The sequence below is a fragment of the Pantoea sp. JK genome (assembly GCF_026130245.1).
GTDB lineage: Bacteria > Pseudomonadota > Gammaproteobacteria > Enterobacterales > Enterobacteriaceae > Pantoea > Pantoea trifolii.
Window position 1 is genome coordinate 472,887 of the sequence record NZ_JAINFN010000003.1, and the last position, 24,285, is coordinate 497,171.

Annotated in this window: 20 protein-coding genes; 17 read left to right on the forward strand and 3 right to left on the reverse strand. The window is 57.9% G+C overall.

What is annotated here, in order from left to right; all coding sequences use genetic code 11:
- Positions 1 to 7 precede the first annotated feature (7 nt).
- From lysS to PanJK_RS09730, 8 genes are all read left to right on the forward strand, one after another.
- Positions 8 to 1,528: a lysine--tRNA ligase gene (gene lysS, locus PanJK_RS09695; RefSeq protein ID WP_265299289.1), complete on the forward strand. Its 1,521-nt coding sequence runs from the start codon at positions 8 to 10 to the stop codon at positions 1,526 to 1,528.
- Between the two features lie 223 nt (positions 1,529 to 1,751).
- A complete protein-coding gene (locus tag PanJK_RS09700) occupies positions 1,752 to 2,603 on the forward strand; it encodes a MurR/RpiR family transcriptional regulator (protein ID WP_256697287.1) in 852 nt (283 codons plus the stop codon).
- A gap of 262 nt (positions 2,604 to 2,865) precedes the next feature.
- Entirely contained in the window at positions 2,866 to 3,702 is an 837-nt protein-coding gene (locus tag PanJK_RS09705; RefSeq protein ID WP_265299293.1) for a transporter substrate-binding domain-containing protein, read from the forward strand.
- 2 nt (positions 3,703 to 3,704) lie between these two features.
- Positions 3,705 to 4,337, forward strand: a complete 633-nt coding sequence (locus PanJK_RS09710; RefSeq protein WP_008108219.1) for a DUF1989 domain-containing protein — start codon at positions 3,705 to 3,707, stop codon at positions 4,335 to 4,337.
- Entirely contained in the window at positions 4,321 to 4,968 is a 648-nt protein-coding gene (locus PanJK_RS09715; RefSeq protein ID WP_265299296.1) for an urea carboxylase-associated family protein, read from the forward strand. The genes PanJK_RS09710 and PanJK_RS09715 overlap by 17 nt, the downstream gene beginning before the upstream one ends.
- Positions 4,969 to 4,971: 3 nt before the next feature.
- A complete protein-coding gene (locus tag PanJK_RS09720; RefSeq protein WP_008108217.1) occupies positions 4,972 to 5,622 on the forward strand; it encodes an amino acid ABC transporter permease in 651 nt (216 codons plus the stop codon).
- Positions 5,622 to 6,287, forward strand: a complete 666-nt coding sequence (locus PanJK_RS09725; protein ID WP_265299299.1) for an amino acid ABC transporter permease — start codon at positions 5,622 to 5,624, stop codon at positions 6,285 to 6,287. The genes PanJK_RS09720 and PanJK_RS09725 overlap by 1 nt, the downstream gene beginning before the upstream one ends.
- Positions 6,288 to 6,300: 13 nt before the next feature.
- Positions 6,301 to 6,972, forward strand: a complete 672-nt coding sequence (locus PanJK_RS09730) for an urea carboxylase-associated family protein (protein ID WP_265299301.1) — start codon at positions 6,301 to 6,303, stop codon at positions 6,970 to 6,972.
- Positions 6,973 to 7,142: 170 nt separating this feature from the next.
- Here PanJK_RS09730 and PanJK_RS09735 read toward each other — a convergent pair whose 3' ends face one another.
- Positions 7,143 to 7,769 carry a serine protease gene (locus tag PanJK_RS09735; RefSeq protein WP_256697283.1) on the reverse strand — a complete coding sequence of 209 codons (627 nt, stop codon included), beginning with the start codon at positions 7,767 to 7,769 and terminating at the stop codon, positions 7,143 to 7,145.
- 363 nt (positions 7,770 to 8,132) lie between these two features.
- Between PanJK_RS09735 and PanJK_RS09740 the strand changes: the two genes are divergently transcribed.
- The gene (locus tag PanJK_RS09740; protein ID WP_265299305.1) at positions 8,133 to 9,296 is read left to right on the forward strand and encodes an MFS transporter; all 1,164 of its coding nucleotides are present in this window, start codon (positions 8,133 to 8,135) and stop codon (positions 9,294 to 9,296) included.
- Here PanJK_RS09740 and PanJK_RS09745 read toward each other — a convergent pair.
- Positions 9,293 to 10,213 (reverse strand): LysR family transcriptional regulator, encoded by a 921-nt coding sequence (locus PanJK_RS09745; RefSeq protein ID WP_256697281.1) that lies wholly within the window; start codon positions 10,211 to 10,213, stop codon positions 9,293 to 9,295. The two genes, PanJK_RS09740 and PanJK_RS09745, sit on opposite strands and share 4 nt — an antisense overlap.
- A gap of 110 nt (positions 10,214 to 10,323) precedes the next feature.
- Here PanJK_RS09745 and lysA point away from each other — a divergent pair, with 110 nt between their 5' ends.
- On the forward strand, positions 10,324 to 11,577 hold the full coding sequence (gene lysA, locus PanJK_RS09750) for a diaminopimelate decarboxylase (RefSeq protein WP_265299307.1): 1,254 nt from the start codon (positions 10,324 to 10,326) through the stop codon (positions 11,575 to 11,577).
- Positions 11,577 to 12,026 carry a GNAT family N-acetyltransferase gene (locus PanJK_RS09755; RefSeq protein ID WP_008108205.1) on the forward strand — a complete coding sequence of 150 codons (450 nt, stop codon included), beginning with the start codon at positions 11,577 to 11,579 and terminating at the stop codon, positions 12,024 to 12,026. The genes lysA and PanJK_RS09755 overlap by 1 nt, the downstream gene beginning before the upstream one ends.
- 135 nt (positions 12,027 to 12,161) lie before the next feature.
- On the opposite strand, the gene galR is transcribed toward PanJK_RS09755, so the two are convergent.
- Positions 12,162 to 13,163 carry an HTH-type transcriptional regulator GalR gene (gene galR, locus PanJK_RS09760; RefSeq protein WP_036649453.1) on the reverse strand — a complete coding sequence of 334 codons (1,002 nt, stop codon included), beginning with the start codon at positions 13,161 to 13,163 and terminating at the stop codon, positions 12,162 to 12,164.
- 197 nt (positions 13,164 to 13,360) lie between these two features.
- On the opposite strand from galR, the gene PanJK_RS09765 reads away from it, so the two are divergent.
- From PanJK_RS09765 to PanJK_RS09790, 6 genes are all read left to right on the forward strand, one after another.
- Positions 13,361 to 15,622, forward strand: a complete 2,262-nt coding sequence (locus PanJK_RS09765) for a molybdopterin-dependent oxidoreductase (RefSeq protein ID WP_265299312.1) — start codon at positions 13,361 to 13,363, stop codon at positions 15,620 to 15,622.
- A 269-nt stretch (positions 15,623 to 15,891) separates the two neighbouring features.
- Positions 15,892 to 17,622: a penicillin-binding transpeptidase domain-containing protein gene (locus PanJK_RS09770; RefSeq protein WP_265299315.1), complete on the forward strand. Its 1,731-nt coding sequence runs from the start codon at positions 15,892 to 15,894 to the stop codon at positions 17,620 to 17,622.
- 404 nt (positions 17,623 to 18,026) lie between these two features.
- Positions 18,027 to 18,215 carry a toxin-antitoxin system HicB family antitoxin gene (locus PanJK_RS09775; RefSeq protein WP_256697278.1) on the forward strand — a complete coding sequence of 63 codons (189 nt, stop codon included), beginning with the start codon at positions 18,027 to 18,029 and terminating at the stop codon, positions 18,213 to 18,215.
- 291 nt (positions 18,216 to 18,506) lie between these two features.
- Complete coding sequence (locus tag PanJK_RS09780; RefSeq protein ID WP_265299318.1) at positions 18,507 to 19,643, forward strand: efflux RND transporter periplasmic adaptor subunit; 1,137 nt, start codon at positions 18,507 to 18,509, stop codon at positions 19,641 to 19,643.
- Between the two features lie 9 nt (positions 19,644 to 19,652).
- Positions 19,653 to 22,787 (forward strand): efflux RND transporter permease subunit, encoded by a 3,135-nt coding sequence (locus PanJK_RS09785; RefSeq protein WP_265299320.1) that lies wholly within the window; start codon positions 19,653 to 19,655, stop codon positions 22,785 to 22,787.
- Positions 22,777 to 24,177, forward strand: coding sequence for an efflux transporter outer membrane subunit (locus PanJK_RS09790; RefSeq protein WP_265299323.1), 1,401 nt, complete (start codon positions 22,777 to 22,779; stop codon positions 24,175 to 24,177). The genes PanJK_RS09785 and PanJK_RS09790 overlap by 11 nt, the downstream gene beginning before the upstream one ends.
- The last annotated feature ends 108 nt before the right edge of the window (positions 24,178 to 24,285 follow it).

The window sequence follows — 24,285 nt, forward strand, 5'->3', positions numbered from 1 at the left end:
AACCGACATGTCTGAACAACAACCGCAGAGCGCTGATGCCGCCCTTGAGTTAAACAACGAACTGAAAGCGCGTCGCGAAAAACTCAGCGCGCTGCGTGAAAAAGGCGTGGCGTTTCCTAACGATTTCCGCCGCGACACCACGTCTGATGTGCTGCATGCCAGCTATGACGCTAAAGAGAACGAAGAGCTGGAAGCGCTGGGCGTAGAAGTGAGCGTGGCCGGTCGTATGATGACGCGCCGCATCATGGGTAAAGCATCATTCGCCACCCTGCAGGATGTCGGCGGCCAGATTCAGATCTACGTCTCACGCGACGATCTGCCAGAAGGCGTCTACAACGAGCAGTTCAAAAAGTGGGATCTCGGCGATATCCTCGGTGCGCGCGGTAAGCTGTTCAAAACCAAAACCGGTGAGCTGTCGATCCACATCACTGAGCTGCGTCTGCTGACCAAAGCGCTGCGTCCGCTGCCGGACAAATTCCACGGTCTGGCCGATCAGGAAACCCGTTATCGTCAGCGTTATCTCGATCTGATCTCCAACGACGATTCGCGCAAAACCTTCAAAATTCGCTCACAAATCATGGCCGGCATTCGTCAGTTCATGGTGAACCGCGAGTTTATGGAAGTGGAAACCCCGATGATGCAGGTGATTCCTGGCGGCGCGTCTGCGCGTCCATTTATCACCCATCACAATGCGCTCGACATCGATATGTACCTGCGTATTGCGCCAGAGCTGTATCTGAAGCGTCTGGTGGTGGGCGGATTTGATCGCGTGTTCGAGATCAACCGTAACTTCCGTAACGAAGGTATTTCGCCGCGCCATAACCCAGAGTTCACCATGATGGAACTCTATATGGCGTATGCGGATTACAAAGATTTGATCGAGCTGACTGAGAGCCTGTTCCGTACCCTGGCGCAGGATGTGCTGGGCACCACCGAAGTGCCGTATGGCGATCACAGCTTCGATTTCGGTAAGCCGTTCGAGAAGCTCACCATGCGTGAAGCGATCAAGAAATACCGTCCGGAAACTGACCTGAGCGATCTGGAAGACTTCGATAAAGCGGTAGCGATTGCTCAATCGCTGCACATCAAAGTCGAGAAGAGTTGGGGCCTCGGCCGCGTAGTAACCGAGATCTTCGAAGAGACCGCTGAAGCGCACCTGATTCAGCCAACCTTCATCACCGAATACCCGGCTGAAGTGTCGCCGCTGGCGCGTCGTAACGACGAGAACCCGGAAATCACCGACCGCTTTGAGTTCTTCATCGGCGGCCGTGAAATCGGTAACGGCTTCTCAGAGCTGAACGATGCAGAAGATCAGGCCGAGCGTTTCCTGCAGCAGGTGAATGCGAAAGAGTCTGGCGATGACGAAGCGATGTTCTACGACGAAGACTACGTCACCGCGCTGGAACATGGCCTGCCACCAACCGCTGGTTTGGGCATTGGTATCGACCGTATGGTGATGCTGTTCACCAACAGCCACACCATCCGCGATGTGATCCTGTTCCCGGCACTGCGCCCGACCGCTAAGTAGTATTGCGCCGCTGTCCCCCATCCCGGCCTTCCCCCGCAAGCGGGGGAAGAAGACGCTGCGACATGCAAGTTCAAGACTGACATATGGCAGCATCTTCCTCCCCCATTTATGGGGGAGGACCGAGGAGGGGGACAGCAAGCACACTTCCCCCCCAAAAAAAATTCCTGATGACAACCCGGCACGCTCTGTGCAGGATGGTTTTTTTCATTTTCAGGGAATCACCATGAGTGCAAAAGCGGCAACGTTAGAGGGCCGGATTCGTCAGCACTGGGATCAACTCTCCAGCCACGAGCAGCGACTTGCCGATGTGCTACTCGCCGCACCGGGCCAGTTAGCCATGAACACCGCCACCGAACTGGCGCACAGCGCGGGCGTATCCAAAGCCACTACCACGCGCTTCTTCCGCCATCTCGGCTATGAAAGTTATGAAGCCGCTCGTCGCCAGGCGCGTGAAATGCAGAGCAGCGGATCACCGCTCTACCTGCAACCGGCACCCAGCGCGTCGCCGCTGGCGAGCATCATGCAGCAGCATCTGGAAAAAGAGATTGCCAACCTGGTCAACAGCTATCGCACGCTGGACAGCGAACAGCTGCAGCAGGCGGTTACCGCCATCAGCCAGGCGCGTCGCGTGGTGGTGATGGGTTGGCGCCACAGCCAAACCATCGCGCATCTGATCTATCGCGATCTGATCCATATTCACTCCGACGTGCGTCTGCTGCCGCGTCCCGGTGATTCGCTGGCGGAACATATGGCGGCTCTGACCGCTGAAGATGTGGTGATCTGCGTCGGTCTGCGTCGACGCATGCCCGCGCTGGAAGCGGCGATGAACGCGCTGGCCGAGCGCAATGTGCCGATGCTGTATATCGCCGATGTACTTTCTGGCAAACCGGCGCGCCATGCGCAGTGGGTAATCCGCTGTCACACCGACAGCAGCCTGATCTTCGACAGCACCGCCGCGCTCTCCGGCGTGTGTAATCTGCTCTGTTCACTGGTGGCCCGACAAATGGGTAAAGCCAGCAACGATCATCTCGCGCAAATCGAAGCGCTGCACCAATCCCTCGACGAACTCGAATAATGCGCCGTGCTGGCGCAGGGTGCGCCAGAAAAATCACCAAAACGGTGCAATTCTGTCCACCCTCCGCCAATCCATCCATCCCCATTCTGCATCATGTGAAATAGTAGAAATTAAAAATAAAAAACAAGAAACAAATGTTTCCAGTTGATTTTATTACCTAAAGAATGAGTTGTTGTGGGTTTTCCTGCGTAGTGGTGAAAAAACTGGCACAAAATATGCTCAGTAGAAAAAGACATTTCACCAACACCAGGGAAACACCATAATGAAAAAAACAGCACTGCTGATTGCCGCTCTTCTCTCCGTAGGCACCTTAGCGCAGGCGCAAGCCGACACGCTGGCCGACATCAAAAGCAGCGGCAAAATCACCGTCGGTATCGATCCAACCTTTCCTCCCTACGAATACACCGATGACAAAGGTGAGATCACCGGTTACAGCGTGGCGATTATGCAATCCTTCGCCAACGAGCTCGGTGTGAAACTTGAGTTTCAGAAAACCGCCTTCAGCGGCATTCTGCCGGGCCTGATTTCCGGCTCTTTCAATGCCGAAGGTTCATCCCTTAACGTCACGGCGGAACGCGCGAAAAAAGTGCTGTTCACCGTGCCGTACAGCAAAACCGTTAATGGCGTGCTGGTGCGTGAAGCCGAGGCGAAAACCTTCAACGGCAAAACCCTGAGTCCGGAAAGCTTGTCGGGTCTGCGCGGTGCGGTGAAAACCGCCAGCGTGCCAGAGCAGCTGCTGAAGGGCTTCAACGAGCAGTTGAAGAAGGAGGGTAAAAAACCGATCACCATCATCAATGTCGATTCACTTGATCAAACCGTCAGCACGCTGATGACCAAACGCGCCGACTTCGTTTATGACGACATCTCGGTACTGGCACCAGTAGCCAAAAAATACGCCGGCAAAGTGGCGCAGGTGGGCGAAGTCGGCCCGTCGCAGTGGATGGGTTGGGCGACGCGTAAAGAAGATGGCAGCCTGAACAAAGCCATTAGCGACCACATCCTGGCGATGCAGAAAGAGGGCGAACTGACCAAACTGCAGCAGCAATATCTCGGCACCACCTTTACCGTGCCCGCCAGCGACTTCATCCCGCAGGAGTAATTATGTGCCAGTCCAACCTGACGGTACCTGCCGGCTTTGGCAAAACCTTCCGCGTGCGCAAGGGCCAGTTTATTACCGTGATTGACAGTGAAGGGCAGCAGGCGGCCGATTTCGTCGCGGTGAATGCCGATGATCTGAATGAGAAGCTGTCGCCGGTGCATACGCGTCAACAACTGCGCTCGCTGTTCTTCAAGCCGGGCGACGCGCTGTGGTCGAGTGAAAACCGTCCGATGCTGCGCATCCTTGCCGACAGCATCGGCATCCACGACGCCAACGTGCCCGCCTGCGATCGCACCCGTTTCAGCATCGATTTCGGCGTAGAAGGGCATCGCAACTGCGTGGATAACCTGCTGGAAGGGATGAAGGAATTTGGCGTCACCTACTTCTCGCTGCCAGAGCCGTTCAACCTGTTCCAGAACGGCCCGGTCACCGCCGATGGCCGCATGGAAGTCACCGATCCCAACAGCAAAGCGGGCGACAGCATCACCTTTGAAGCACTGTGCGATCTCATCTGCTCGGTGTCATCTTGCCCGCAGGACATCATTCCCGGCAACGGCCTGCAGGTGACGCCTATCGACATCGTGGTCAGCGACCATTTTCACGCTCAGGAGATGAATCATGCTGTTAATGCGTGAAAGTTTTGAAGAAACCGCTGTGCGCACGTTGGCTGAACCGGTGCAGGTTGCGCCGGGCAGCATCGGTTCGATTCGCGTGCTGCGCGGCCAGTTACTGCGCATCACCGCACAGGGCGACGGTGCGGTGGCTTCGCTGTTTGGCTTTAGCCTGACCGATCCCGCCGTGTGGCTGTCGGTGCATCACACGCGGGTGTTCAGCAACAGCTACCTGCTCGGTTCCGGTATGCGTCTGGTGAATAACCGTCGCCGTCCGATGATGGTGCTGGGTAAAGACAGCGTGAAACGTCACGACCTGCTGCTGCCGGCTTCCACCACGGCGTTTCTCATTGAACGCGGCTATCCGGGCGAAGGTTGCCTCGATGCGCTGCGTGGCGAGCTGGCGCGTTTGGGGATGGTGGTGCCGAAATTGCCAGACCCCATCAACCTGTTTATGCACGTCAAGCTGACGCGGGAAGGCGATATTCTGCCGGAAACCAACCTGACCAAAGCCGGTGACAGCATTACCTGTCGCGTGGTGATGGACACGCAGTTCATCGTCTCCGCCTGCAACACCGGCATTGAGGGCAACGATCGTCCCGCGCCGCTGCTGCTGTCGGTGGCGGAAAACCTGCACGACTTTAACGCGGAGTAACGCATGGGGCTGGATCAACAGGTAGTGGCCGCGCTGCCGGAACTCGGACACGGCCTGCTGATGACGCTGGTGCTGACCGTGCTGGCGTCGTTAGTCAGCGTAGTAATGGGGCAGCTCGGCTGCTTCCTGCAACTGCGTCGTGCCTGGATCTGGCGCGCCATCGGGCGTTTCTATGTCAGCGTGATGCGCGGAACGCCGGCGATTGTGCAGCTGTTTGTGGTGTTTTTTACCTTGCCACGGCTGGGATTGGGCGGTCAGCCAATGCTGGCGGCGGTGATTGCCATTGGTCTTAACAGCGGCGCTTACGTGGCGGAAATCCTGCGCGTCAATCGCAGTCTGGTGACGCGCGGACAGCTTGAAGCGTCGCGCACCTTGGGCCTGAGCCGCTTGTTGACGTGGTGGTACGTCATCAACCCACAAGTGATGCGCGCCAGTCTGCCAATGCTGGTCAATGAGTTCACCATTCTGCTGAAAACCACGCCGCTGGCGTCGGTGGTGGCGCTCACCGAACTGACCTACGCCGGACAGATCGTCATCGCCCGCACCTACGAAGCCACGCAGGTGTTGCTGCTGGTGGCGGCCGGTTATCTGCTGATCGCCATGCCGTTGATTGCGGCGGCGCGTCGTCTGGAAGCGAAACGGAGGTTGGCATAATGGATTGGCAGGCAATTATCACCTCTTTGCCGTCGCTGGGTGACGGCTTGCTCGCCACCTTGCAGCTCTGTTTGGTGGCGGCGCTCTGCTCGCTGCTGTGGGGCGCGCTATTGGCCGTGCTGCTAATGCGCGCCTCGCCGTTCTGGCTGCGTTTGCTCAATCTTTATAGTGGTTTAACGCTCGCCTTGCCGCTGCTGGTGGTGATCTATCTGCTCTACTTTGTGCTGCCGGAATATGACATCACGCTGTCGTCGCCGGTGGTGGGCGTGCTGGCGCTAACGCTCTACTACGCGCCCTATATTGCGCAGGTGATCCGCTCGGCGATTGATGCGCTGCCGCAAGGGCAGTGGGAAGCGTGTCGCGTGCTGGGCCTGAGCCGCAGTGAACAACTGCGCGACGTGGTGCTGCCGCAAACATTGCCGCAGATGCTGTCGCCGCTGGTTGGGCTGATGATTGGTTTGATTAAAGACTCCGCGCTGCTGTCGATTGTCTCGGTGCAGGAGTTTATGTACGCCGCCAAACAGGCGATTTCGGATACCTACGCGCCGCTGGAGATCTATCTCACGGTGGCGCTCTGTTACTGGCTGCTCAACAGCGTTATCGACTGGCTGGCGCGCTGCCTTGAATCTCGCATGACGCGCTACCGTCGTGCCATGCAGCATTAATCAGGAGAACAACATGTCGGCTGAATTTCAGCATCGTGAAGCGATGACCATCCCGGCGCGCTACGGCAAAGCGGTGCGTCTGCAGAAAGGTGAAGCGGTGCAGGTGATTAATCTGCACGGCACGCAGGTGGTGGATTGCTGGGCGTATAACGCCGAAGACGTGAGTGAATATATGTGTATGGAGGCGACGCGCGTGTGGAATCAGCGTCTCAATCCCAAAGTGGGCGACAGCTTTATCACCAGCCAGCGCCACCCGATTTTGACGCTGGTGGCAGATACCTCGCCAGGCGTGCACGACACCTTTATGGCGGCCTGCGACGCGCGTCGTTATGAGCTGCTCGGCTGCACCGAACCGCATCGCAACTGTCATGACAACCTGTTTGAAGGCATGAGCGAGCTGGGCGTGACGCTGCCGCACGGCAATCTGGCCTCGTTTAATATCTTTATGAATATTCAGGTGCAGCCGGATGGCATCACGCTGAAGACGCTGCCAGTGGTGACGAAGCCGGGCGACTATATTGTGCTGCGCGCCGAGATGGATTGTTTTGTGGCGTTTTCCGCCTGTCCGCAGGATATCGTCAGCATTCAGGGGCAGGGCGACAACACCCCGCGCGATGCCGAGCTGCGTATTTTGACCAGCGGATTCCCGCAGGTGCAGTTGCAGGGCGCGTGGGTTCCGGCGTGATGGTGCACGCTGTCCCCCATCCCGGCCTTCCCCCATGAATGGGGGAAGGAGATGCTGCCACATGCGGCTTCAGAACTATCATATTGCAGCATCTTCCTCCCCCATTTATGGGGGAGGACCGAGGAGGGGGACAGCCAGCACCGGCCGGGATGGGGGACAGCCAGCACGATCTACGACTTCACCACCCCATCCAGCCACGCCTGAAACCGTGCATACGGCACATACAGCGCCACATTCTTAAACAGCGTCTTACCGCTTTTATTGTCATCAATCTGGCTGCTGTAACCGACAATCACGCCCGCCAGCGTATCATCGCTGGCGTTATACACCGCGCCGCCGGACATGCCTTTCACCACGCCGGCATTGGCCGCCACCACCACGCAGCTGGCTTTGTTCCAGTCATTTGCCAGCGTGGTGTTAATCAGATTCTTGCCGCTCGACGCCACCGGCATCGCCGAAATAAAGCTGTAGCCATACAGATTCACGTCATCGCCAATGTGGCTATTGCGGAACGGCGGTGGCAGATTGGCTTCGCTGTTTTTGTGGTACACCACGGCGATATCGCATTCGGGATGCCAGGCTTTCACCCGATAGAGCGAATACCTGGCCACGTGGGCCGCCGTCAGGCTGTATTCGGGCGTGAGAGGAATGGTGGTGCCAAGCGCACCAATGCCCAGCACCGTTGGAATGCCGGTGACGGTCATATCGACGCGTTTTGCTGCTTCTTTGCTGTATTCGTAATGCCCAACAGAGCAGCCACTCAGGCAGCCAACCGTTAGCGCGATGAGCCATCGCATACGCTTTCCCCTCGATTTTTGACACCCCATAACCGGGCAATCCATTGAGGTATCGGCAGTGCACGTCCATCCTTTACTGTTTGATTTTGCGTCAAAAGCTGACTCACTGTGATAACGATCACATCCTTTTCAAGCGTAGCGCGGAAACATCAATCTGTCTCAATGGTTAGCCCGTGACATTTTCCCGCGCAGGGATTATTGCTGTGAGCGCAAATAAGCCTTGCGGCGCGCGGGGTAGTTGGCATAAGAGGGCTATGCTTTAATAACGGTGTGACGCAGTTCAAATTTTAATAAGCGTCTGTTGTAACCGCACTGCGCTCGCAGTGCGGTCCGCCTGCAAAAAAATTATTGGGAGAGTGTGTTATGCCTGTTGCATTACTGGCGCTGGCGCTGAGTGCGTTCGCCATCGGCACCACGGAATTCGTCATTATGGGATTGCTGCCCGAAGTGGCGGGCGATCTGCAAGTGACGATTCCTTCTGCGGGATGGCTAATCAGCGGTTACGCGCTGGGCGTTGCCATCGGCGCGCCGATCATGGCGTTGCTGACCGCCAAACTGCCGCGTAAACGTACTCTGATTCTGCTGATGATCATCTTCATCATCGGTAACGTGCTCTGTGCTTTGGCCTACACCTACAACCTGCTGATGCTGGCGCGTGTGGTGACGGCGCTGTGTCACGGTGCGTTCTTCGGCATCGGTGCGGTGGTCGCGGCGAGTCTGGTGGCACCGGGTAAACAGGCTTCTGCTGTGGCGCTGATGTTCACCGGCCTGACGCTGGCGAACGTGCTCGGCGTGCCGCTCGGCACCTGGTTTGGTCAGATGTTTGGCTGGCGCGCCACCTTCTGGGGCGTGGCGATCATCGGTATCTTCGCCTTTATCGCGCTGATTGTGAGCCTGCCGACCAACAAAGAAGAGAAGCCGGTGCATCTGGCGAGTGAAATCAGCGCGCTGGCCAACGGCAAACTGTGGCTGTCGCTGCTGATGACGGTGTTCTTTGCGGCGGCGATGTTTGCGCTGTTTAGCTACATTGCGCCGCTGCTGTTAGAGGTGACCGGCATCTCAGATCGCGGTGTCAGCTGGACGCTGTTCCTGATTGGCGCGGGTCTGACCGTCGGCAACATCCTCGGCGGCAAGCTGGCCGACTGGAAAGTGTCGTTCAGTCTGATCCTTAGCTTTGTGCTGATTGCGCTGTTCTCGCTGCTGTTCAGCTGGACCAGCCATGCGCTGTGGCTGGCGGAAATCACGCTGTTCCTGTGGGCGATGGCGACCTTCGCCACCGTGCCGGGCTTGCAGATTAACGTGGTGCGCCACGGCAAAGATGCGCCAAATCTGGTTTCGACGCTGAATATCTCCGCCTTCAACGTCGGCAATGCGCTCGGCGCGTGGGTCGGTGGCGCGGTGATCGAGAAAGGTTATGGCCTGACGTCGGTGCCGGTTGCCGCTGCCGCACTCGCGGCAGTTGGTTTGGTGATCTGCCTGATCACCTTCCGTAAATCGGGCGGGCAGGGCGAAGCGGTCAACGCTTAAGCCAGCCGTTCGGCAATACGTTGTGGAAACGCGGCCACGTGCTGTTGCAGGTGGTCGCAGAAGTGATCGACCAGCGCCGAAGCCGGTCGATGCTGCGGCCGCACCAGACTGACGGTGAAGGGCACGGCAATACTGAAACGACGCATCACCACACCGCTGTCGGCGTAATCCAGCGCCGTCAGCGGATTCACAATCGAAATCCCCACGCCCGCGCGCACCATCGCGCACACCGACGCCGCGCTGTGCGTCTCTAGCACCAAACGACGCTCCACATCCTGCTCATGAAACAGCGAATCCAGCAGCTGACGATAGCTATCGCTGCGTGACAGGCTGACGTAGTTTTCACCGTGGAAATCCTGTGGCGTCAGCACCTCGCGCTGACACAGCGGATGCTGTGGCGGCAGCACGCACACTTCATCACAGGTCAGCAGCGGCACACGTTCGGTACCCGCTGGCGGGTGTTGGGTTTCGGTCAGACCGAGATCGTAACGCTGCGCCGACAGCCACTCTTCCAGTAGCGGCGACTCCTGCGGAATAATATTCAGGCTGACCTGCGGATAGCGCTGCAAAAACGGTTGTAGCAGCGGCGGCAACAGCGACTGCGAAAACACCGGCAAGCAGGCGATCGACAATTCGCCCTGACGAAACTGACGCAATCCTTCGGCGGCATCCATAATGCGATCCAGTCCGTACCACGAGCGCTGTACCTCTTCGTACAGCCGCAAGCCTTGCACCGTTGGTTGCAAGCGGCCACGCACGCGTTCGAACAGTTGCAGGCCAAGCTGCTGCTCCAGGCGCGCCAGTTCGCGGCTTACCGTCGGCTGCGAAGTGTGCAGCAGCGTGGCCGCCTGCGTCAGGTTGCCGCTGGTCATCACCGCGTGAAAAATTTCGATATGTCGCCAGTTAATTTTTGCCATCGTCTCCTCCGCTGAATCCATATCATATTTGTATAGATGTCGCTAAAACAGATATTTTTCTGAATTGATGCGCTGTGGCTAAATGGCCTCAATGACACAGGAGAATTGACATGCCACGCCCACTCAACAACAGCGAAACCGCGTTAACTGCCGCCAACTTACTGCCGCTGGCGCAGCGTTATTCTGGCCCATTCTGGGCGTACGATGCGGCGATCATTCAGCAGCGTATTGCGCAACTCGGCGCCTTTGACGTGGTGCGTTTTGCACAGAAAGCCTGCTCCAACATCCACATTTTGCGTCTGATGCGCGCGGCGGGCGTCAAAGTCGATTCGGTGTCGCTGGGCGAAATCGAGCGTGCTATTGCCGCCGGTTATCAGCCGGGCGGCGAAGATATCGTCTTCACCGCCGATGTGTTCGATCAGCCAACGCTGACGAGCATCGCCGAGCTAAAAGTGCCGGTCAATGCTGGTTCGGTGGATATGCTGCATCAACTGGGCGAACTGTCGCCGGGCCACGCGGTGTGGCTGCGCATCAATCCTGGTTTTGGTCACGGTCACAGCCAGAAAACCAACACCGGCGGTGAGAACAGCAAACACGGCATCTGGCATAGCGATCTGCCGCTGGCGCTGGCGGCGATTCAGCAGCACGGCCTGCGTCTGGTCGGCTTGCATATGCACATCGGTTCCGGCGTGGATTACGGCCATCTGCAGCAGGTGTGTGACGCGATGGTCGATCAGGTGGTGGCGTTTGGCCAGGATCTCGAGGCGATTTCTGCCGGTGGCGGTTTGTCGATTCCTTATCGTTTTGGCGAAGAAGCCATTGATACCCAGCACTATTACGGCTTGTGGAACGGCGCGCGTGAGCGTATCGCCGCGCATCTCGGTCATCCAGTGAAACTGGAGATCGAGCCAGGTCGCTTCCTGGTGGCCGAATCGGGCGTGCTGGTGTCGCAGGTGCGTGCAGTGAAAGAGATGGGCAGCCGTCACTTTGTGCTGGTCGATGCCGGTTTCAGCGATTTGATGCGTCCGTCGATGTACGGCAGCTTTCACCACATTTCTCTGCTGCCGGTCGATGGCCGCGCGCTGGGCGACGCCACTGTCGAGAGCGTGGTGGCCGGTCCGCTGTGTGAATCGGGCGACGTGTTCACGCAGCTGGAAGGCGGTAAAGTGGAAACCCGCGCGCTACCTGCGGCGCAGGTCGGCGATTATCTGGTGTTCCACGATACCGGCGCGTACGGCGCATCGATGTCGTCGAACTACAACAGCCGCCCGCTGATTCCGGAAGTGCTGTTTGAGAATGGCGCACCGCGTGAAATTCGTCGTGCGCAGACCATTCAGGAGCTGCTGGCGCTGGAGCTGATCTGATGAAGATTGTCGCGCTCAGCGAGGTGCCGCATCATGCCTCGCAGATCACCGATTGGCTGTGGCAGGCATTTGGCGACGGTACGTCGCGTGAGTTTTACGACAGTATCGTGCGCAGCAGCCTCAACGGCGCCGATTTTCCGGTGACCTTTGTGGCGCTTGATGGCGATATACCGCTCGGCACGGTGGGATTCTGGCGCTGCGATTTGATCAGCCGTCAGGATCTCACACCATGGGTGGCGGCGCTGTTTGTCGAGGAGTCCGCGCGCGGCAAAGGGTTGAGCGAAGCGCTGCAGCAGCATGTGATCGATTTCGCGCAGCAGCGTGGTCATGACAAGCTGTGGTTATGGTCAACCTTTGGCGGTTATTACGAACGTTTTGGCTGGCAGTATCAGTGTGACGCGCTGGAGTTCCCGGATGTGCGGGTGAAGGTGTACTCGCGGGAGTTGTGATGGGTGCGCGTTGTCCCTCACCCTAACCCTCTCCCGCAAGCGGGCGAGGGGATGATTAGGTGAAAAACGCACTCGTTCAGTCCCCTCTCCCTTTGGGAGAGGGCCAGGGTGAGGGAAACCACGCACAAACCCAAATTAACCCGGCCCACTCACCGAATGCCGTCTTACCAGCGTGGGGCTAAACATATTGGTCACTTCCGGCATCTCGCTGCCATTGGCTAACGCCAGCGCCAGTTGCGCCGCCTGTTGCGCCATGGTGACAATCGGGTAGCGCACCGTGGTTAAACGCGGGCGTACATAGCGCGACACCAGCACATCATCGAAGCCAATCAGTGACATCTCTTCCGGCACGCGAATGCCGTTATCACTCAGCACCGCCAGCGCGCCGGCGGCCATCGAATCGTTATAACAGGCCACCGCCGTGAACTGCTTGCCGCGTCCCATCAGCTCGGTCATCGCCTGCTCGCCGCCCACTTCGTCCGGTTCGCCCCACGCCACTAAACGATCGTTGCACGGCAAACCGTGCTCTTTCAGCGCGTCGTAATAGCCTTGCAGACGATCTTCAGCATCGGAAATGGTGTGAGTAGAGCAGATAAAGGCGATTTGCGTATGGCCTTGCTGAATCAGATGGCGCGTAGCCAGCCACGCGCCGTAGCGGTCATCCAGCGCGATGCAGCGATGTTCAAAGCCTTTCAGCAGACGATTCAGCAGCACCATGCCCGGCACCTGCTTCATCAGCATCTCTAAATCGTCATCGGGGATTTTCTTGGCGTGCACCACTAAGGCGGCGCAGCGATGACGCATCAGTTGCTCAATCGCCTGACGCTCTTTTTGCTCATTGTGGTAACCGTTACCAATCAGCAAAAAGTTGCCGGTTTGGCCCGCAACTTCATCCACCGCTTTGACCATCGCGCCAAAAAACGGGTCGGAAACATCGCCCACCACTAACCCCAGGGTTTCGGTGGATTGCTGCGCCAGGGCGCGTGCGTTGGCGTTCGGGTGATACTGCAACTGCTCCATTGCCGCCGTGACGGCGAGGCGAGAACTCTCGCTGGCTTTGGGCGAATTATTGATGACGCGGGAGACGGTCGCAACCGACACCCCAGCCATACGGGCAACATCCTTAATGGTAGCCATGCGATTATCGACATCCGGGAAAACGTTTACACATGCCACCAGTGTTACGGAAAACCCACCCTGTAGCAACCCGGCAGAATGCCAGCGCTGTCGCAAAAGCACGGAAAATCAGGCGCTCACAGCCGCGCTTTAGCTCGGTTACAGGCTCATGTTATGCTGCCAGACACAATCACACCTGCCTGCCGGACCCAAAAACCATGAAAACTCGCGTGCCACACCTGGCGCACTGGGGTGCATTCACTGCCGTCACTGAAAACGATCGCCTGATTGGCTGTGAACCCTTCTTCGCCGATGCCGATCCGTCGCCGATGCTCAACACCATTCCTGAACTGGTCTATTCGGATAAGCGTATCCGCCAGCCAATGGTGCGCCGTTCATGGCTGAAGTCGCGCGAGAACAGCGATCGCACCTTACGCGGTCGGGAAGATTTCGTGGCGGTGGATTGGGATACCGCGCTCGATTTGGTGGCGGAAGAGAATCGCCGCGTGCGCGATCGCTACGGCGCATCGGGCATTTTCAACGGCTCATACGGCTGGTCATCCGCCGGGCGCGTCAACCACGCGCGCACGCTGATTCGCCGCTTCTATTTTCAGGGCGGCGGCGGGGTCGATCAGCAAGGCAACTACAGCTGGGGCGCGGCGCAGTTCTTCCTGCCGTACGTGATTGGCACCTACATGCCGCTCACTGGCCGCGTGACCGACTGGCCGGAAGTGGTGCAGCACGCCGACATCTTTATCGCCTTCGGCGGCCTGGCGCTGAAAAACGCGCAGGTGGCGTCCGGCGGCGCGGGGCAGCACAGCCTGAAACCGGCGCTGGAGCAGCTTAGCGCCAAAGGCACGCCAATCATTAACATTAGCCCGATGCGCGATGACTGTCCGGCGTTCGTCAATGCCGAGTGGATTCCGATTCGCCCGAACACCGACGTGGCGCTGATGCTGGCGCTGGGTTTTGAAATCACCAGGCATAACGCGCTGGATGAAAGCTTCCTCGCCAGCCACTGTACCGGCTGGCCGCAGCTGCGCGGCTATCTGCTCGGTGAAAGCGATGGCATCGCCAAAACGCCTGAGTGGGCCAGCAGCATTACCGGCATTCCGGCGGCGCGCATTGCTTTGCTGGCGCAGCAGCTGATTGGCAAACGCAGCTTTATTACCTGCTCCTATTCGGTACAGCGCGCCCATCGCGGCGAGCAGCCGTACTGGATGATGATTGCGCTGTCGTCAATGCTCGGTCAGCCGGGCTTGCCGGGCGGCGGGTTCTCCTTTGGTCACGGCTCGATGAACAGCGTCGGCAATCCGCGTCAGGACGGTCCGGCACCGATGATGAGCACCGGCCCGAATCCGGGCAATTTGTCGATTCCGGTGGCGCGCATCAGCGACATGCTGCTCAATCCCGGCCAGCCGTACGCATTCCAGGGTGAAACCCAGCACTATCCGGATATCCATTTGGTGCACTGGGCGGGCGGCAATCCGTTCCATCATCATCAGCAGCTCAATCGTCTGGTGGAAGGCTGGCAGCGCCCGGATACCGTGATTGTGCAGGATATCGTCTGGACGCCAGCGGCGCAGATGGCGGATATCGTGCTGCCCGCCACCACCACGCTGGAGCGCAACGACATCGGCGGATCGTCACGCGATCGCTTCGTGCTGGCGATGCATCAGGCGATTAAGCCGCAGCATCAGGCGCGTAACGATTTCGATATCTTCGCCGATATCGCCGATCGTCTGGGCTACCGTGAGGTGTTCACCGAAGGGCGCAATGAGATGCAGTGGATTGAGCATCTGTATCAACAGTGCGCGGTAGCGCATGCGCGCCGTGATATTCCCTTCCCGGAGTTCGGGGAATTCTGGGAGCGCGGTTTTGTCGAGATTCCCGAAGGCGGCAAGCCGTTCGTGTTTATGGATGATTTCCGCGCTAACCCAGAAACGCATCCAATTCAAACCGCCAGCGGCAAGATTGAGCTGTTCTGCCAGACCATCGCCGATTATCAGCTGGATGATTTCGCCGGACATCCTGAGTGGCGTGAGCCGCAGGAGTGGCTAGGTGCGCCGCTCAGCGCCGAGTTTCCGCTGCATATGATCTCGATTCAGCCATCCGATCGTCTGCACAGCCAGATGGATGCCACCGCCACGGTGCAAGGCAACAAAACTGCCGGACATGAGACGCTGTATATGCATCCGCAGGATGCGGCAACGCGTGATATTCAGGATGGCGATGAGATTGAGGTGAGCAACGCGCGTGGTCGCATGTTGGCGGGCGTACGCCTGACCGACGGTTTAACGCCGGGCGTAGTGATCATCGCCACCGGAGCCTGGTTCGACCCCGGATTTGGTCGTGCCTGGCAACCGTGGGATCGCGCCGGCAACCCGAATGTACTGACATTAGACATCGGTACCTCGTCGTTAACCCAGGGCCCTAACGCCATGAGTTGCCTAGTGGAAATCAAAAAACATCTGATGTGAATGGGCAACGAATAATCTCATCGCTGGTTACATTTTGCCGGTAACTGTTGCGTTTAGGAGATGGTTTCCCAGCGTGCCACCTTGCTACAGTCAGGATCCCAGAGGTATTGATGGGTGAACATCAAAAAGTTTTCTTGATTACACCGACCTGCGCAGATGCGCAGGTTTTTTTTTGCTTAACGAACTGAAACACAGTTTTCCTGTCAACTCGGTTTACGTTTCTTTATAACTGCTGGCATTAAGCCTGATTTTCATCGCAGCGGATTGCTATGCCTCCAATTAAAAAATTTCTGGGAAAAGACCAGATAAAAGCGCCCTTTAACCCGTTTCGTTTTCGCCTGATTTGCCTCGGCGTTTTCTGCTGTCTGGTGCTGTTGCTGATTTGCGTTGGTGACCTGCAGCTGATCAAGCATCCGATGCTGGAGCACGAAGCCGATCAGCGCTCGCTGCGTACCGTGACGCTGCCGACCAACCGCGGCACCTTGCTGGACCGCGACGGCCAGGCGTTAGCGCTGAGCGTTCCGGCGCGTGACATCATCGCCGACCCAATGCGCGTGCTGGAGGCGAATCCCGATTTCACCAGCGCCAAATGGGCGTATCTGGCGGCGGCGCTCAATCAGCGTCCGGAAGATCTGCGCGCGGCCATTACCGCCAACCCGAAAAAACGTTTCCTCTATCTGGGCCGTAAAATCGAACTCGGCATCGCCAAGGATATCGCCGAGCTGAAACTGAAAGGCATCAGTTCGGTATACAACGACAGCCGCTTCTATCCGATGAGTGAAGCGGCTGCGCCGTTGATTGGTATCGTGGGAGCCGACAGCAACGGCCTGAACGGCATCGAGAAGGGCTTCGACCATGTGCTGCAGGGCGATCCGGGCAAAGAGGTTTATCGTCAGGATGGCGAAGGCAACATCATTGCGATGATCGATTACCAGCCGCCACAGCAGCCGCCAACCGTGCAGCTCAGTATCGACAAGTTCGACCAATTCACGCTCTACAGCAAACTGCGCGACGGCGTGCTGCTCAACAAGGCGGATTCGGGCGCGGCGGTATTGGTGAAAATCGATACCGGCGAAATTCTGGCGATGGCTTCTTATCCGTCGTTCAACCCGAACAATTATGAAAACGCCACGCCGGCGCAGATGCGTAACTCGGCGATCAACGACAGCTACGAACCTGGCTCCACGGTGAAACCGCTGGTGGTGATGGAAGGGCTGGAGCGCCATCTGGTGCGCGCCGATTCGGTGATCGATACCACGCCGTACAGTGTTAACGGCCACCTGATCCGCGACGTCGGTCACTGGCCGCGCCTCACCATGACCGGCATCCTGCAGAAATCGAGTGACATCGGCGTCTCGCACATTGCGCTGGCGATGCCCGCTGAAGCGCTGGTTAACACCTATCAGGCATTTGGTCTGGGTAAACCTACCGGGCTGGGATTGACCGGCGAGAGCGTCGGTTACTTCCCGCTGCACCGCGAGCGCTGGGCTGATATCGAACGTGCCACCTTCGCCTTTGGCTACGGCTTGCGCGTTACGCCGCTGCAGATTGCGCGTGAATACGCCACGCTCGGTTCGTACGGCGTCTATCGTCCGCTGTCGATCACCAAAGTAACGCCGCCGGTGTTAGGCAAGCAGGTGGCGAATCCGCAGGTGGTACAAACCGTGGTGCATATGCTGGAGAGCGACGTGCTGCCGGGCGGCACCGGTGTCAGAGCGGCGGTGCCGGGTTATCGTCTGGCGACCAAAACCGGTACCGCAGAGAAGATGGGCAGCAGCGGCAAGTACGATGGCGGTTATATCAACTACACCGCAGGCATCGCGCCTGCCAGCCATCCGGAAGTGGCGCTGGTGGTGATGATCAACCATCCTACTGCTGGCGATCACTTTGGTGGATCGGTGGCGGCACCGATCTTCGGCAACATCATGGGCCCGGTACTCAAGCACATGAACGTGGCACCTGACGCGATCTACAGTAAACCTTCTTCAGACAAATCTTAGTTAAATCAAAAGTGTAAGTGAGGTGTGGAGAATATTCACACCTCGTTTCACTTCCCCAAACACCGTTGCTTTTTGCACCTGTCTTTCACCGGCTCAACGGTGCCAATATGGACATCCCAGAGGTATTGATGGGTGTGAAACAAGCTGCTTTGGCAGTACCATGTTATTACACCGACCCACGCAGATGCGTGGGTTTTTTTTGCCTGTTATTTACTGCCGCGCGAACTCGCTCACACCTCTTGTCTGAGTCTTAACACTTCCCCGGCAACATAAAAATATCGGGTTGTGTAACCTGTATGTAACGCACCGCGATGTCGCATTCCATGGCGGTTCGCTAGCCCCTTACAGTGTTGGTAGCGCTTTAGGGGGCGATTTTTTATTGCGATTCGTTGAGGCCACCCGCAATGCCAAAAACCAAAGACCGCACGCCAAAAGGCGAGGGCCGATCCTCGGCGTTTCAGTTACGTATTCATCCGGAGCTGCATGAACAGCTGCGCAGTGTGACCGAAGACGACAACGTTACGCTGTCGTGCTGGTTAAAAGAGCTGGCACGCTGCGAGCTGCGCCGCCGCGGCATCGAACCCAAAGGTTAACCCCGTAGGGTCGTCATTTATGACGACCTTCCCAATGACCGCACCGTGCAGCCTTCGGAACGGTCACCATAAATGGCGACCCTACGGTGCGATATGCACGGACGTAGTCCCCATCAAAAACCCGCAAAACGCTAAAAATCCCAACGATTTATGGCACGAGAGGTTTACCATTTTCCTTTGGAAAATATATTTTACGCAACCTTAACAACCTCGCTTAACCCGCCTCCCTACAATGACTTTTTGAGTCATTACCTTCGTGACTATTCCCTTCCTATCTTTTAGAGAACAACTATGCGCCTGAAAATTCTTTCTGCCAGCGTGGTGTTTTTACTGGCAGCCTGTGACCAGGGCGGAGCAAAGCCCGCCGCATCCGCCACCCCGCAAGTGGGCGTGGTCAACCTGAAAGCGCAACCCGTTACGCTTGTTAGCCAATTGCCAGGCCGAACCACGGCGGTGAGAACTGCGCAGGTGCGTCCGCAGGTGAGCGGCGTGATTGAAAAAATCCTGTTTACTGAGGGCGGTGAAGTGAAAGCCGGCCAGCCGCTGTATCAAATCGATCCGGCCACCTATAAAGCCGCCTACGACAAAGCGATGGCGACCTGGCAGAACGATGCAATGGTGGTGAAACGCTATCAGCCGCTGGCCAACGCGCACGCCATCAGCCAGCAAACCTACGACGATGCGGTTGCCGCCGCGCGTGAAGCGCAGGCCGATGTGGAAACCGCCAAGGTGAATCTCGATTACACGCTGGTGAAAGCGCCGATTTCCGGCCACATCAGCCGCTCGCTGTATACCGCCGGTGCGCTGGTCACCAACGGGCAAACCGATTATCTCGCCACCATTACTCAGCTTGATCCGATCTATGTCGATGTCAGCGAATCCTCCACCGATCTGCTGCGTCTGCGCCGCGCGCTGGCCGACGGCAAAATCGCCAAAGTGGCCGACAACACCGCCGCAGTGGGTCTGTCGCTGGAAGATAACAGCCAGTACGCCGAGCAGGGCAAGCTGGCGTTCTCGGAAGTGAACGTTGATACCGCCACCGGCACCGTGGTGCTGCGCGCGGTGTTCCCGAATCCACACAACGAACTGCTGCCTGGCATGTACGTGCACGCCAGCTTCCCGCAGGGCATTCAGCAGCAGGGCATTTTGCTGCCGCAAGAGTCGATCATGCATGACACCAAAGGCCAGCCGTATGTCTATGTGGTGAAAAGCGACAACACCATTGAGCAGCGCAGCATCCACACCGGCGAGATGATCAAAGGCGAATGGTTGGTAACGTCGGGCCTGCAGCAAGGGGAAAACGTGGTGGTGAACAACCTGCAAAGCGTGCGCAGCGGGGTGAAAGTCACCACTACCGCTGCCAACACCAATGACACGCCATCCGCCAATGCGGTGAGTCTTTCGATGACTGACGCAGCAGCGCAATAGGGAGGCGGCATGTCGAAGTTTTTTATTGAACGTCCAATTTTTGCCTGGGTTATCGCTATTATCGTGATGCTGGTGGGCGCGATTGCCGCTATCAGTTTGCCGGTCAATCAATATCCTAACATCTCCGCGCCGGCGGTCTCCATCTCGGTGACCTATCCGGGCGCCAGCGCCGAAACCACGCAAAATACCGTGGTGCAGGTGATTGAGCAGCAGCTGAACGGCCTGGATGGTTTGCGTTATCTGGAGTCGAGCAGCGCCTCGGACGGTAGCGCGCAGATCATCGCCACCTTTAATCAGGGCATCAATCCCGATATCGCCCAGGTTCAGGTGCAGGACCGCGTGTCGCTGGCGGAGTCGCAGTTGCCCACCGATGTCACGCAGCAAGGCATCCGCATCCGTAAGTATCAGAAAAACTTCATGATGGTCATCGGGCTGATCGCCAAAGACGGCAAGCTGACTAACGGCGATCTGGCCGACATGCTGGTGTCGAAACTGGAAGATCCGATCTCGCGTACGCCGGGCGTCGGCGACTTCATGGTGCTGGGATCCGAATACGCGATGCGCATCTGGCTCGATCCGGCCAAATTGTACAAATACAACCTGATGCCGAGCGATGTCACCACGGCGATTGATAACCAGAACGTGCAGGTGTCGTCCGGTTCACTCGGCGGTTTGCCGACCATTCAGAGCGCAAAAACCCAGGCGACGATCCTCGGCAAAACCCGTTTCACCACCGTGCAGCAGTTTGAGAATGTGCTGCTGAAGGTGAATAGCGACGGCTCGCAGGTGCGGCTGAAAGATGTGGCCAGCGTCGCGCTCGGGCCGCAAAGTTACGGCATCGACGCCACCATGAACGGCAAACCGGCCGCCGGTATCGCGTTGCGTCTGGCAACCGGTGCCAATGAACTGGATACCGCCAAGGCGGTGCGCCAAACCATCGCCGACCTGAAAGATTCGCTGCCGGATAACGTCGAAATTCAGTACCCGTACGACACCTCGCCGGTGGTCAGCGCCTCGATTGAAGAAGTGGTGAAAACGCTGATCGAAGCGGTAGTGCTGGTGTTCTTCGTGATGCTGATCTTCCTGCAAAACCTGCGCGCTACGCTGATCACCACGCTGGTGGTACCGGTGGTGCTGCTGGGCACCTTCGGCATTCTGTCGGCGTTTGGTTACAGCATTAACACTCTCACCATGTTCGGTATGGTGCTCGCCATCGGGTTGCTGGTGGATGACGCCATTGTGGTGGTGGAGAACGTCGAGCGAGTGATGCACGAAGAGCATCTCGATCCCAAAGCCGCCACCATCAAGTCGATGCAGCAGATTCAGGGCGCGCTGTTTGGCATTGCGCTGGTGTTGTCGGCGGTGCTACTGCCGATGGCGTTCTTCTCCGGATCGACCGGTGTGATTTATCGCCAGTTCTCGGTCACCATCGTTTCGGCGATGGCGCTGTCGGTGATTATGGCGCTGATCTTCACGCCTGCGCTGTGCGCCACCTTGCTGAAACCGGCGGCGGCGGAGCATAAAACCACCGGATTCGCCGGTTGGTTTAACCGCAAATTCGACAGCGGGGCGATGCATTACACCAACGGCGTCAGCAAAGTGATTTCCCGTCGCGGCCTGTTCCTGGTGATCTATCTGGTGATTGTCGGCGTGACGGGCTTTTTGTTCACCCGCGTACCCACCACCTTCCTGCCGGGCGAAGATCAGGGCTTGATGATGGTGCAAATCACACTGCCGGTGAACTCGTCGTCGCAGCGTACTCAGCAGGTCATCAACGATCTCAACGCCTATCTGCAACAGAACGAAGCGTCGGTGGTGACCACCACCTTTGGCGTGGCGGGCTTTAACTTTGCCGGTCGCGGTCAGAGCAACGCCATGGCCTTTGTGCGCCTGAAAGATTGGGGCGACCGCACGCACAGCGGGCAAAGCGTACAGGATTTGGCGAACCGCGTGATGGCGCACTTCGCCAACTATCAGAACGCCAAAATCTTCGCCATGGTGCCGCCAGCGGTGATGGAGCTGGGTAATGCCACCGGCTTCGACCTCTATCTGCAGGATACCGGTGCGCACAGCCATCAGCAGATGATGGATGCCGCGCACCAGCTTATTTCGTTGGCGAACAACGATCCGCATCTGGCGCAGGTGCGTCTTAACGGGCTGGAAGATGAGCCGCAGTATCAGCTGGAGATCAATGATGAGAAGGCCAGCGCGCTCGGTCTGAGCATGACCGACATCAACAACACCTTGTCGGTGGCGTGGGGCTCCAGCTACATCGATCAGTTCATGTATAACGGCCGCGTGAAAGAGGTCTATCTGATGGGCAAAGCGGACTCACGCGTTACGCCGTCCGATCTCGACAAATGGTACTTCCGCAACAGCAGCGGCACCATGGTGCCATTCTCCGCCTTTGCTTCGGGTAAATGGGTGTACGGCTCGCCGCACTTTGAACGCTTTAACGGCCTAACCGCCGAAGAGATCCTCGGATCGCCCGCGCCGGGCCAAAGTACCGGTGAAGCGATGAAAGCGGTGGAGCAGCTGGCGAAGCAGCTGCCGCACGGATTCCGCGTGCAGTGGTACGGCATTTCGTATGAGGAGCAAGCCTCCGGCAGCCAAACCACGCAGCTCTATCTGATCTCGATTCTGGTGGTGTTCCTGTGTCTGGCGGCGCTGTACGAGAGCTGGTCGATTCCGTTCTCTGTGATCATGGTGGTGCCGCTCGGCATTCTTGGCACCATCAGCGCGGTGCTACTGCGCGGCCTGCAGAACGATGTGTTCTTCCAGGTTGGCTTGCTGACCACGGTCGGGCTGGCGGCGAAGAACGCCATTCTTATCGTCGAGTTCGCCAAAGAGCTGCATGAGCGCGAGGGCAAAACGTTGGTGGAAGCGGCGGTGGAAGCGGCGCGGCTGCGTATCCGTCCAATCATTATGACCTCGATGGCGTTTATCCTTGGCGTGCTGCCGCTGACCATCTCCAACGGCGCGGGCGCAGGCAGCCAACACTCGATTGGTACTGCGGTGGCGGGCGGGATGATCACCGCGACTTTCCTCGCCATTTTCTTTGTGCCGATGTTCTACGTGGTGGTTTCGCAGTTCTTTGCGCGTAAGAAACAAACATCCGCAGAGGGGGTTAAAAATGAACATTAATAATTTCCGTCTGGCGCTGTTGCCGCTGGCGCTGGCATTGGCCGGTTGTACGCTGGCACCGCACTATCAGCGCCCGGCACTGCCGGTGGATGCGAAATACGATCAGGCGACGTCGGTCGGTAACGTCGCGGATTTGCCGTGGCAGAATTTCTTCACTGATCCCACGCTGCGCAACCTGATTCAGCTGTCGCTCGACAACAACCGCGACCTGCGCGTGGCGGCGCTGAATGTGCAAGAGGCGCAGCAGGGCGTCACGGTGCAGCGCGCGGCGTTGATGCCGTCGATCAACGCCACGGCCAGCCAGACCTCGGCGCATGAACCGGCCAATCTCTACAACACCAAAACCAGCGGCGCGGTGACCTATCACGAGCTGAACAGTGGTTTGAGTGTGACCTCGTGGGAGCTGGATTTCTTTGGCCGCCTGCAAAGCCTGAGCGATCAGGCGCAGGAAACCTATCTGTCGAGCGCCGCCACCGAGCGCGCCACGCGTATCTCGCTGATTGCGGAAGTGGCGACGGCGTGGCTAACGCTGAGTTCGGATAACGATCTGCTGCATCTGGCGCAACGTACTGCGCAAAGCCAGCAGGAGTCGTATCACCTGACCAAACTCAGCTACGACGGCGGTGCCAGCAGCGATCAGGATCTGGCGCAGGCTGAAAGCACGGTGCGCGCCGCGCAGGCCGACGTGGCGAGTTATACGCGGCAGGTGCGGCAGGATGTCGATGCGCTGCGCTTGTTGGTTGGCACCGATCTGCCCGCCACGCTGCTGTCGCACGCCACGCTGGACGCCAACTGGCAGTTCCCAGCCACGCCGGCTGGCTTGCCGTCGGATCTGCTGACGCGTCGCCCGGACATCATGGCGGCGGAACACACGCTGAAGGCGGCGAACGCCAATATCGGCGCGGCGCGTGCCGCCTTCTTCCCGAGCATTACGCTGACCGCGTCCGGCGGCTCCACCAGCAGTTCGCTTGGTAGCCTGTTGGGCGGCGGCACCGGCGCATGGTCATTCATGCCATCAATTAATCTGCCGATTTTTGACGGCGGTAAAAACGAAGCCAACCTGAATATCGCGCACATCGAAAAACGCATCGACATTGCTGATTACGAGAAAGCGATTCAAACCGCCTTTAAAGAGGTGAACGATGCGCTGGCCGGGCAGGATACCTGGCAGGATCAGCTGACGGCGCTGCAACAGGAGGTTGGCGCCAATCAACGCGACTACGACTATTCCGCATTGCGCTTCAAGCAAGGCGTAGACAATTATCTCAATGTGTTAGTGGCCCAGCGATCGCTTTACAGTTCGCAGCAGTCGCTGATCAGCGCACATCTGGGCCAGTTGAGCCAGAAAATCACCCTCTACAAGGCGTTAGGCGGCGGCTGGAAATCTTAATTGCCTTAACGAAACCCTTACGGTTCGCGTATGGAATTCGCGCGGGCATTCAATCGATAATGCGCGAAGTGATGATTTCCCTTTGAAATAATCCCCTGTTTTACCGGG